This is a genomic window from Kitasatospora sp. NPDC057198 (genome assembly GCF_042670125.1).
In the GTDB taxonomy this organism is placed as follows: Bacteria; Actinomycetota; Actinomycetes; order Streptomycetales; family Streptomycetaceae; genus Kitasatospora.
Map to the genome: position 1 here is coordinate 1 of NZ_JBHUWH010000272.1, position 10580 is coordinate 10580.

The 10580-nt window shown below is 71.7% G+C and carries 10 protein-coding genes and 1 pseudogene; 3 read left to right on the forward strand and 8 right to left on the reverse strand.

Annotation, left to right across the window (positions count from 1 at the left end):
- The coding region (locus ACFUEL_RS26140) for a transposase (RefSeq protein WP_380239208.1) at nt 1–275 on the reverse strand (275 nt) is incomplete at its 3' end.
- Between the two features lie 566 nt (nt 276–841).
- Between ACFUEL_RS26140 and ACFUEL_RS26145 the strand changes: the two genes are divergently transcribed.
- Nucleotides 842–1075 carry a hypothetical protein gene (locus tag ACFUEL_RS26145; RefSeq protein WP_380239209.1) on the forward strand — a complete coding sequence of 78 codons (234 nt, stop codon included), beginning with the start codon at nt 842–844 and terminating at the stop codon, nt 1073–1075.
- Nucleotides 1076–1501: 426 nt separating this feature from the next.
- Here ACFUEL_RS26145 and ACFUEL_RS26150 read toward each other — a convergent pair.
- Nucleotides 1502–2035: pseudogene (locus tag ACFUEL_RS26150) on the reverse strand (hypothetical protein).
- A 567-nt stretch (nt 2036–2602) separates the two neighbouring features.
- Between ACFUEL_RS26150 and ACFUEL_RS26155 the strand changes: the two are divergent.
- Nucleotides 2603–3592 (forward strand): IS630 family transposase, encoded by a 990-nt coding sequence (locus tag ACFUEL_RS26155; protein WP_380239210.1) that lies wholly within the window; start codon nt 2603–2605, stop codon nt 3590–3592.
- Between the two features lie 22 nt (nt 3593–3614).
- Here the strand turns inward: ACFUEL_RS26155 and ACFUEL_RS26160 are convergent, their stop codons facing one another.
- Entirely contained in the window at nt 3615–4067 is a 453-nt protein-coding gene (locus ACFUEL_RS26160) for a hypothetical protein (protein WP_380239211.1), read from the reverse strand.
- 565 nt (nt 4068–4632) lie between these two features.
- On the opposite strand from ACFUEL_RS26160, the gene ACFUEL_RS26165 reads away from it, so the two are divergent.
- Nucleotides 4633–4770: a hypothetical protein gene (locus ACFUEL_RS26165; protein ID WP_380239212.1), complete on the forward strand. Its 138-nt coding sequence runs from the start codon at nt 4633–4635 to the stop codon at nt 4768–4770.
- Between the two features lie 134 nt (nt 4771–4904).
- On the opposite strand, the gene ACFUEL_RS26170 is transcribed toward ACFUEL_RS26165, so the two are convergent.
- From ACFUEL_RS26170 to ACFUEL_RS26190, 5 genes are all read right to left on the reverse strand, one after another.
- Entirely contained in the window at nt 4905–5411 is a 507-nt protein-coding gene (locus tag ACFUEL_RS26170) for a hypothetical protein (RefSeq protein ID WP_380239213.1), read from the reverse strand.
- Between the two features lie 131 nt (nt 5412–5542).
- Complete coding sequence (locus tag ACFUEL_RS26175) at nt 5543–6133, reverse strand: ferredoxin (protein WP_380239214.1); 591 nt, start codon at nt 6131–6133, stop codon at nt 5543–5545.
- A gap of 226 nt (nt 6134–6359) precedes the next feature.
- On the reverse strand, nt 6360–7367 hold the full coding sequence (locus tag ACFUEL_RS26180; protein ID WP_380239215.1) for a hypothetical protein: 1008 nt from the start codon (nt 7365–7367) through the stop codon (nt 6360–6362).
- 285 nt (nt 7368–7652) lie between these two features.
- On the reverse strand, nt 7653–7892 hold the full coding sequence (locus ACFUEL_RS26185; protein ID WP_380239216.1) for a hypothetical protein: 240 nt from the start codon (nt 7890–7892) through the stop codon (nt 7653–7655).
- Nucleotides 7889–10580 (reverse strand): Helicase associated domain protein (locus tag ACFUEL_RS26190; protein ID WP_380239217.1); only part of this gene is annotated, 2692 nt, incomplete at its 5' end. The genes ACFUEL_RS26190 and ACFUEL_RS26185, both read right to left, overlap by 4 nt.

Consider the following 10580-nt stretch of genomic DNA (forward strand, 5'->3'; position numbering starts at 1 on the left):
GGCTTGAGGATGTCCACGTCCTCGCGCAGGCGGCGGTTCTCCCGCCGCAGCCGGACCGGCTCCTCGCGCTCGTCGCCGGTCAGGCCGTCCCGCTCGCCGGCGTCGACCTCACTCTGCCTGACCCAGTTGCGCACCGCGGTCTCGGTCAGGTCGAAGTCCTTCGCGATCTGACCCACCGACCGGTCACCGCGCCGGCGCAGGTCGACGGTCCCAGCCTTGAACCCCGGTGCGAACGAGCGCCTGGGCCCCGGCTTCTTCTTCCCCGTGCTCTCCATGACGGACATCATCCTTCCGGGGCCGAAGCCCCCGATCAGGAGTGTCCGTCAAAGCGGATCAAGCCCAGTTTCTCGCGTCGGAGCGCCTTTTGGCGGACCAGTCCGGGTGGGGGCTGGGTGTGGTTCGGGGCTCTGGCGGGGCTGTGGCTCGGCCCGGTTTCGGTGACGTTGGGTGGTCGGCTGTCCGGGTCGGCCGGGGTCCGGTGGGCGGCTCGGGGGCCGGGGCCTGTGCGGGGTGTTCCGGCGTATCGGCGGCAGGTCGGGAGAGCCGTCGGGAATGCTGCTGGTTTCCGCCGTGGGTTTTCCTTGTTGGTTCAGCATGGGATTGCCGCCGGTCGGGGCTGTTGCGGCGGGTGGTGAATTCATGCGGGGGTTCGCTGGGGGTCCGGCGGGGACCGTGCCGGGGTGCCGGGGTGCCGGGGTGCCGGGGTGCCGGGGTGCCGGGGTGCCGGGGTGCCGGGGTGCGGGTGCACCGGTGCACCGGGGTGCCGGTGCGGTGGCCGTGGACGTTCGTGCTGCTGGTCGTCGGCGTGCATGCCTGTGGGCGATCGGGGCACGCGAGTCGCATGAACCTCAAGGTGATCACCAGCCCCAAGCGCAAGGCGGCGAGTTCTCTGGAGCGCGTCGAGCGGGCCATCGCCGAGCATGCCCGTACCCGCCGTGAGCTGGACGCGGCCCTTGCCGAGGCCGTGGCCGAGGGGGTGGGCGAGGAGCAGCTGCGCGAGCTGGGCCAGTGCGAGCCCGGCCATGGACGTCACGCCTCCAGTGAGGCGGACCTGCCGCCTGCCCGGGCGATCTGAGGTGCCGAGGCCGGGACAGCGGTGGGAGGGATACGTCGGTCGGCCCGGCCGGACTGCCGGACTGTGATCATGACCGCCCGCCGTCCTCCCTCCATGCCCGCCTTCTTCGAGCCCGTCACCGACACCCCCCGCGCGGACCGGTGGGCGCCGGCTGCTGCCGATCGAGCAGGGCGTCGACTTCCGTGAGGCGCCCACCGAGAGTACCCCGGCCCCGCACCGGTGCGGCGCCCGCTCGTCGCCGGTGGCCTGGCCTTCTCCGACCCCGAACGGCACAGCCGGCCCGCCCGGCGGGCCTGGGCGGGTGGTGTCGCGTCGGGTGCCGTGGGTGCCGGGCCCGGATCCCTCGTGCCCGGCCGGTTCGCGACAGCCGCGGCGGTACTGCTCGGCGTTCGTCGGGCATCGGGTGCCGGGTTCAGCCTCACGGCTTCAGCGGGCGATCTCCTCGGCCCAGTTTGCCAGTTGGGCGAAGTGTTCCGTTCGTAGGCCGTACCGACGGTCGATCTTCAGGGTGAGCGCCTGGCCCGGGTGGTTGGCGGCGATCCACTCGGTGTCTTGGGGGCCGATCTCGTCGTCCACTCAGGCGAAGGGCTGCCGGTCGGCCCAGCAGACCAGCTGCCGGGTTTTCCAATGCAGCCCGTCCGGGTCCTTGTGGTTCATCGACTCCCAGTTCACGTAAGGGAGTTCGGGCAGGCCGAGGAGCGGCGCCAGGTGCTCGTCCGCCTCGTGCCGCCAGGCGGTCGCCCACACCAGGTCGTACGGCAGGGCGAGTAGGGCCGGCCCGTGGGCGGGGTTCAGCCAGACCCGCAGCGGCTTCGGGTCGCTCACGCCCTTGTCGAGCTGCCGCTGCCTCCACGTCTGCGAGGGCACCCGGTGGGTCCGGTAGCCCCGGGGGCGAAGGAAGCGGTCGAACGGGGCTATCGGCCCGTCGACGTCCAGCATCAGCAGCGGACGGTGTGCCATGAACATCCCCCAGTCGGTCGCTGCCGGATTCTCTCCCACTCCGGGTCCGCGCGGCCACCGCCTTGCACCCGGAACGGGCGGATGCAGGACCGTGCCGACTCACCGTTCCGTGCACTCAGTCGACCACGAGGCCATCGAGATCGTCTCCAAGCACGGGAACGCTGTACTCGTCTCGGCCGAGTCCAACCTGGGTAGGCCCGAGGCCGACCTGGCACGTGCTCAACTAGTGCCGCGTCAGGCAACCTTCGCCCGTCGCGACGCCCGGCACGCCCTCTCGCCGCACCGGCCGAAAACCCAAGTACATCCATCCAATACGAGGGCTTCCGGCCGGCACGCCGACAGCACGCACCAAGGGGGGCACCTCCCAGCCCCCCTCGGGGCTGGGGGAGCCGCTCCTTCACGGCAAAGGTTGCCTGACGCGGCACTAGTGACCCGAGTCGGAAGATTCGTCGTCGGTGGGGTGCGAGCCGTCCTGGTCCGAAGACCCCACCGTTGCCGGTCACTGACGGCCAGCGGGAGGTGTCGCAGTCCTGGGTACGTCGTCGTTCGACCGCCCAGGCGCCGGCGTTGAGGTCGCGGACCGCCCTGGAGTGCGCCGACGGCCACTCGATCACGGACGTCTCACGCCGGCTCGCCGTCGCGCCGGACACGGTCCGCACCTGGCGCCGGCGCTTCACCGAACGGGGCCCGGACGGCCTGGGCGACGAGCCCCGCCCCGGCGTCCCGCGGAAGATCACCGACGCGGACGTCGAGCGGGTCGCCGTCAAAACCCTGGAGGAGAAGCCGAAGAACGCCACCCACTGGTCGACGAGGTCGATGGCCGCGGCCACCGGCATGTCGCAGTCCGCGATCTCCCGGATCCGGCGCGCGTTCGCCCTGGCCCCGCACCGCGCCGAGACGTTCAAGCTCAGCACCGACCCCTTGTTCATCGACAAGGTCCGCGACGTGGCCGGCCCCTACCTCGACCCGCCCGAACGCGCCCCGGTCCTCTGCGCCGACGAGAAGTCGCAGACCCAGGCCCTGGACCGCTCACAGCCGGTGCTGCCGATGATGCCGATGATGCCCGGAGTGCCCGAGCGCCGCAGCCACGACTACATCCGCTCGGACACCACCACGCTCTTCGCGGCACTGGACACCGCGACCGGCAAGGTCATCGGCTCGCTCCACCGCCGCCACCGCACCGCCGGATTCAAGAAGTCCCCGGCCAAGCTCGACCGACAGGTCCCCGCCGACCCCGAGGTGCACCTGATCCTGGACAACCACATCACCCACAAGATCCCGGCGATCAAGACCCGGCTGGCCGCCCACCCCCGCTTCCACCTGCACTTCACCCCAACCGGACCGGACACCGCCGAGAGCTGGGCCGCGCGCAGCGATTACGGCACCGCCGAGCTGATCCGGTGCCACGACCACGACCCCACCGAGGCCGGACGGGCCGAGCGCGCAAAGTTCATGGCACTGCCGGTCGCCGCCAAGCACGAGGCCCTCAACCGCCGGGGCCTCGAGCCCCGGCCGCGGATCCTCGATGACCTCACCGCCCGGCAAGCCCGGAACTGACCGGAGCGGCCCGGCCGGGGATTCAGGTCGCGAGAGCGGTGGCCCCCAGCTGGGCGATCATCGGGAGGACCTCGCCCGTGGAAGGAACCAGGCTGAAGTCGAGGACCGCCTGAAGCGCGGTGAGCGCGGTGAGCGCGATCGTGCGGATCTGCTCCAGGCCGTCGCCGGCCCGCTGCGCCCAGGCGGCGAGGAGGTCGGCCAGCAGGCGGGTCCGGCGGGCGCCGACGCCGGCCGTCACCCGCTCCACCGCCGCCCGCAACTCCTCGGGGCCGAGGCCGTCGTGGATGCCGAATCCGGCGGACAGCAGCTGCCCGAGGCCCGCGCTGGTGTAGGCGGCGACGGCCTGCGCGAGCGGCTGCCCGCCCCGTCCGACAGCCAGTAGCGCCCGCAGTCCGTCGTCGCCGCCCGTCCGGACGGCCTCCAGCGCGGCCAGCACCCGCAGGACCTCGTCCCGGCTCAACTCCCGCTCCGGCACGGTCTACTCCTCTCCGACGCCCAGCGCCCCGGCCGCCAGTTGCAGCGTCCGGTCGCGGTGGGAGCGGCGAGCCGCGCTGCCCACCGTGGCGGCCGCCGGGTCGGCGGTAGCCAGGTGGGCGCGTAGAACGCGCGGCCCGGCCGCGGACGGCCAGGAACTCGCCGTGGTCCGACGCCAGCAGCGCCTGCTGCTGCTCGCCGCCGAGGCCAGGTGGTGCCGGGCAGCACCGCAGGGCCGAGCGGAAGGTCGGCGACCCGGCGGCTCTCGGCGCCGGCGCCGTCCGCGGCTGCGGCGATCGCAGCGGCCAGGACCACGGCGATGCGGGCCTGCTCCTCGAGGCCGCCGAACCGGCCGTCGGCGGTGAACTCGTCCGCCGCTGACAGGCAGTGCTCCTACGTACTGTTCGGACGCCGGCTCCGGTGCTCGCTCATTGCGGCACTGTACCGAACTCGACGCTCCGAATCCGTGGGCTCCGAACCCGGGCAGAACGCGGCGGCGGCCTCATAACTTCGGTGCGCAACCCCTCCCGTCCAGGAGCAGGTCCTGCCAGGTGAAGGAGTTCTCCATGCCGACGACCGCCCACCCCGACCGCCGCCTCCTCCGAGCCCGGGCGTGGCTGCGCCGCAACTCCTCTGCCGTTACCGCGCTGGCCGCCGTGGCCGGCGCGGTCCTGCCCGTCGTCGAGCACCTTCTGCCGCGCTGACCGCCGGCCACCGCCCCGCTCCTCGAACGGTTCCGTCCGCCCGGCTGACCGTTCGTCCGGCTGACCGCCCCGTCTGACCGCCGGCCACCGCCCCGTCTGCCCGCGCCCACTGCTGGATTGCCGCTGGATCGCGCTCAGGGGGCCTCTGCCGCCGGGGACGGGTAGAGCAGGGCGACAGTGTCGAAGGCCGCGCTGGCCATGCTGACGGCCAGTACGGGGGTGAGGGCGGAGCCGGTGAGATCGCCGTGCGCGAGTTTGTTGCGCAGCAGACGTCCCGCGCCGAGGCGGTCGGCGAGTCCGGCGGTGATGAGGCCGTCCTTGGCGGCCTGCTCGATCAGCTTCTGGAACGGCTTCTTGACGGCCAGCCGTTCTGCGAGCGCGCGCTCCAGACCGAACAGGGCGTGGGTGACGGCGACGGTGGTGAACTCGTACCGGTAGTAGGAGTGCCGGATCAGCTCGCGCGATGTCTCCAGCACGCTCGCCACGTAGACGGGTGCTCGCTCCGGTACCACCAGGTCCACGACCAGGCCGTGCATGTCGGAGCAGTGCGCCACGAAGTGGTGGGCGCGGGGATCGGGCACCGGCCAGGGCAGCGGGGCGGGAAAGGGCAGCGGGGCGGGAAGCGTCGGCGGGGTATCCATCGGCGAAGCCTGTCGGTGCGAGCCGCCTGCCGCCAACGGTTTCACGGCGCCCGCCTCCGCGCCCAAAGCCGCCCCGTCCGGTGCGGGCAGCCAGACAATACGGATCTACCAACCTGACCTGCGAGTACGGGCTACAGCATTGGAAGGGCCTCCCCACGGCGGGGTGGGCGGCGCTGATCCAGCCAGAAGGCGTAGTTACGCAGATACCTCTCAAGCCCGTCGTCGATGTAGGCCGCGAAGTCCAAGTGGCCTCGGGCCGCGTCGTGATAGTGCCCTTGGAACTTGACGGACCCGTTGCTCCCCCAGCCAGGGTGTGTAGCGGCACCCCAGTCCGCCGCGATGGCCAGAGCCCACCCGCGGACCCGACTCCGGTCGCGCCACCACTCACGAACGGTGGCAGGGGTCCAGTGCTCGTCACCATCCCAGCCGTATCCGCTGTACAGCTCCAGGCAGGCAGCCGAGACCACTGCTTCGGTCTCCGCTTCGTCCATGGGCTGCCGATAGACGAACTCCGTCCCGAAGCCGCCACCGAAATCGTCGTCGTAGGCGATGTGATGCGGCGCGTCCAGCCGGCCGGTCGCCATGGAGTCGGTCGCCGCACCGTAAAACGGGCCGGGAACGTTGCGCCAGTTCCGTTCCGCCCAGACGCCTGCGAAGACTTCCCTATCCACAGCGGCGACGAGCCGCCGTGCCACGGGCAGCGGGTCCCAGTAACCGTGCAAGACAACCCCTCCTCGGGCGAGAACACCAGACGAGATCATTCTCAGCCCAGCCAGTAAGTCTTCGGCCCCAGGGGCGAGATCCTGCCGCTGGGGCATAAAGAGCCAAGCCTCAGCGAACCCACCGAGCCTGGGCTCGTCGAGGACCTGCAGGGGCGGGTACAGGTCGAGTCGAGCAGCGCACAATCTGGTGACGGGAAGGGGGTCGCCGGGGGATTGTTCGGTTTCCTCAGTCCAGGAGGCTGGTGAAGTGGGGGTATTTCTCGGGGTGGTACATCTGGTCGAGGCATCTGCGCAGCCCGTCGCCTTCACAGTCGACACGGAGCATCCACGGGATCCGGCCGAGGAGGGCGGCGATTTCTCCGCCGGCCGCATCGTCCAGGAAGGCGCGCAGGCCGCCGGGGACGGGGCCGTCGGTGAGGCAGAGCCAGGACAGGGCCGAGCACACCCTGACCTCGGCGGGACGGGAGGGGTCCTGCCACCAGGTGCGCATCTGCTCGATGACGGCCGGGTGCCGCTCCTCCCAAGCGAGTTGGCCGATCGCCAGGACAAGGCAGGCACGCACCGCAGGACCGGCCTCGACCCGGAGGCGGACGTGCAGGGATTGCACGATCGTCTCGCACGGGCCCGCAGCCGCAGCCGCGGCCAGGGCGTGGGCAACGCCCTGGCGGACCTCCGGATCGGGATCGTCGAGCAGCGGCAGCAACAGACCAGCGTCCGCGGCCAGGGCCTCGCGAGCGGCCTGCACCGACCAGTTCCCCAGGTAGCCGGATGCCTCGAAGACCAACTGGTCGTCGGCACGCGCAGCGCGCAGCAGGCCGGTGCGGCTGCCGTCACCGTAGTGCTGGCGGCGGGCCAGGCCGGCAAGGCCCGTCAGGATCTCGGCGCGGTAATCGGCGCGCATGAGGGCGATGCGGATCAGGAACGGAACGGCCAGAGCGCCGGCCGCGCAACCGGTATCGCTGTGCAGCAGGCTGCTCCACAACCGGTGGAACGCCATGCGCACACTGCGCTCATTGCCGGTACGGACCTGCTCCAGTGCGGCGGGGACGTCGGTGCCGGGCCCGTAGGAGTGGTGGAAACGGTCCCAGGGCACGACGCCGTAGTCGAAGTTGTCCTTCGCCTCGGCCGGGATCCGGGCGACGACGAAACGCACGTCCTCCACGGTCCCGGCGTGGAAAACCCTGTAGCCCTCATCCCACCGGACGGAAATACCCGGCTCGCCCCGCCAGCTCATCGTTCCTTCTTCCCGGAGCCGGCCCGGCGCCGCTGCTCAAGACCGTCAACGTCCATGGCAGCGCACCGTAGCGTCCGCCTCCGACACCGGTCGGCGCAGGCGGCCGCTCGATCTACGAGCCCGCCCCCGCCGGCCGCTGGACCTGGCGGGGCGACACCCCGTAGCCGCGAAGGCCGTACGGTCCGCTGACGGCCACTCAGCACCCTGCCGGGCCGAGGCCCGCACGGCAAGAGCGGCGGGGCCGCCACCAACCGGTGACGGCCCCACCGCTCGCTCCCCGCGCCGCTACCAGTCCAGCGCCGGACCCCCGTACCCGTCGCGGTAGGCGTCCCGCGCCCGTTCGTCCGGATCCCACCGGCCGAACAGTCGCGGCCGCTCCTCGGCGGCCAGGCCGTCGTCGTGGTCGGCGCACCGGCCGCCCGAACTCACCCGCCGCTGCCACTTCGGCCACGGCGGAAGCAGCCGGCGCCCGCCCACGCAGTCCACCCCGCCGCAGTACGCCCCTTGACCGGATCCACCGCTCACGCCTGCACCACCTCTTCGGCCTCCCGCCGCACCGGAGCCAGCTCGGCGGCCCACTCGACCCCGGCCCGCCCCAGCAGCCGCAACTGCTCGAAGCTGAGCTTCGCCCGGCGGCTGCGCTGGTTGGACAGCCACGCCCCCAAGCCCAGCAGCACCGGCTCCTGGCCACCCTCGACGCCCTCCAACGGCTCCTTGTGGGCCCGGGGCACCCGCACATGCCCCTCCCGCTCCGCGAACCGCCGCAGGGCCTCCAGGTGCTGCGCGAAGCGGTCCCCGCGCCCCCGCACCGGCCGGCTCGCCTTCTCCGCCGCCGCGGCGGCCAGCTCCTGGTCCTCCTCGATGCCCAGCGCGAGCAGCAGGTCGCGCTGCTCCTCGGCGAGCTGCGCCCAACTGCCGCGCTGCGCCCGCACCCACCGGCCGATCGCCTCACCCTCGAAGCCGGTCTCGACCGGCAGCCCGGGCCAGTCCACCACGCCGTCACCCGCCAGCCACCACGCCCTGCAGGCGGCGTACGAGCGCTGCCAGGTAATCGGCCAAGCCGGGCACCACCACGGGTCGATCGCCTCCAGCGCGGCCCGGCGGGCCTGCGGCAGCGCCCCGTCCTGCCAGTCCGGCACCTCCGCCTGCGCCCGCAGTTCCACCAGCCAGGTGCCGATCGCGTAGCCGCCGATCGAGGCCCGCGACGGCGCGGCCAGCGACCCGTGGTGCTCGGCCGCCCACTGCCGCGCCCAGGCCAGCCCGGCCTCGAACCGGGCGTCCGACACCGACCAGATCATGCCCAGAGAATCCAGCAGCACGACACGGTAGGCAGGCATGTCGCCCGTGGAGCGCTCGTGACGCCGGTCCGAAAGCCACTTGCCGAGCGGGAAATTACCGTTTTTGCCCACCATTGCGTTATACGGAACATCAAGCGACCCGTGCTCCTCCACCCACTTCGCGCAGTGCTGCATACCCTCCTTCCAATACACGCTCTCGGACCGGAAAACCTGCGTCGCAACGAACAGCGCCAGCGCCGTCTGCGAGACCTTGGACTGGAACCGCACCGGCAGCGTGAACGCCCCCGTAGCCTCCTCCGCGCCCTCCCCCTCGCCAGGCGCACCAACGATTTCGGCCCGCGCACCGGTGGTCCGCCGCCCGCTGCGCTGCGGCACCGCCAGCGCCTCCACAAGCCGGGCGTCATGGCTGCGGATCGCGGTCAGAACCTTGATCAACGGACCGTAGGATTCCGACTCCATGATGTCTCCGGGCTGCTCCCCGGCACGGAGGAAAACGGGTACGATAATCCGCGCTACTTTTCCCTCACCCGGCTTCATCCGAAGGGAACGCCCTATGGCTTGGACGATATCGACCATACTTCCCCGACCCTGGAGAAGAATGGAATCCGCCCCCGGAATGTCCACACCCTCCCCCAGAACACGACAATTCGCGAGCACGCGGTAGGCCAGACCGTCGTACTCCTCGGACTTCCCGAAGTCCCCGAGAATCCAGCGGCGGTAATCCACCGGGTGCTCACCGGAAAGCCACTGCGACCACACTTCCTCCGGAAATCCATCCGGGTCCTCGGCATGCAGCCGCTCCGCCGTCTGGTTCAGCGTCTCGGCGAAGTAGCGGGCCTCCAGGGTCCGCGGGTGGAAGGTGATGGTGCACTGCAACCCGTGCTCGGCGGCGACCTTAAGCAGCCCGGCCTGCATCGCCGCGACCCGCTTCACCGGCACCTGGTCCTCGCTGCCGTCCTCGGCCTCCCCGGCGCCGGCACCCCACGGCACCGGCTGCGCGGCCGCCGCCGCCGGGTCCGTCTCCGGGTCGCGCAACTCCAGCACCACGACCTCGAAGGGAGCCAGCAGCCCCCGGTCGATCGCCTCCGCGAGACCCAGCGTATACACCTGCGGCCCGTAAATGGCCTGGTCATCCATGCTCACAGCCAGCTCCTCCGGGAGCGGCTGCCACACCCACCGGCGCCCCTGCCCGCCCTCCTCGCCGACCGCCTGGCCCCCCTCCTCATCCCGCCGACGGCGCTTCGGCGGCTGCCACACCCGCGGCGTAGCCGTCATGTACAACCGCCGAGCCGACGGGATCGCCTCCTGGTCATGGACCACCGTCCACGCCTTCTCCGCCGACCCGGAAGACCGGTGCGCCTCATCACAGACCATCAGGTCCAGCGGGACCAGCTCCCGGCCCTCCCGCTCCCTCCAAGCCGCGTAAGCGTCCTCCACCGCCCCCGCCGAGGCGTACGTCGTATACAGCGTCAGCGGCTTCCCCGAGGCCGCCGCACGGTCGATCCACGAGCCGATGACCAGCGGATGCGTCGTCCTCGGCACCCCCTCCGGCAGCTCCTCCTGCACCAGCGAGCACACCGCCAACGCCTTACCCGCGCGGCCGGCCTCCACCCACGAGGCGCGCATCTGCGTCAGCAGGTCCAGGGTCGGCACGACCACCATCACCAGGCCCCGCGGCGCGAGCCGCTGCGCCGCGACCGCCCCCACGAAGGACTTGCCGGTGCCGGTGGCGAGCTGCACCGTGGCCCGCAGGCCCGCCGGCACCACCCGCCCCGGACGGGGCGTCAGCGCCCGCACGATGGCCTCCAGCGTCTCCTCCTGGTGTGAGTTCTCATTGGATGTGATGTAGCTGGTTGCTTCTGAGCTGGGCTTCGTTGCTTGGATTGAGAAGCTGTTCGGCGCGCAGCGAAGGGTA

Excerpts from the sequence above, each read along its gene's own strand:
- ACFUEL_RS26145 (WP_380239209.1), top strand. The coding sequence starts at position 842 with ATGAACCTCAAGGTGATCACCAGCCCCAAGCGCAAGGCGGCGAGTTCT.
- ACFUEL_RS26165 (WP_380239212.1), top strand. The coding sequence starts at position 4,633 with ATGCCGACGACCGCCCACCCCGACCGCCGCCTCCTCCGAGCCCGGGCG.
- ACFUEL_RS26170 (WP_380239213.1), bottom strand. The coding sequence starts at position 5,411 with ATGGATACCCCGCCGACGCTTCCCGCCCCGCTGCCCTTTCCCGCCCCG.
- ACFUEL_RS26180 (WP_380239215.1), bottom strand. The coding sequence starts at position 7,367 with ATGAGCTGGCGGGGCGAGCCGGGTATTTCCGTCCGGTGGGATGAGGGC.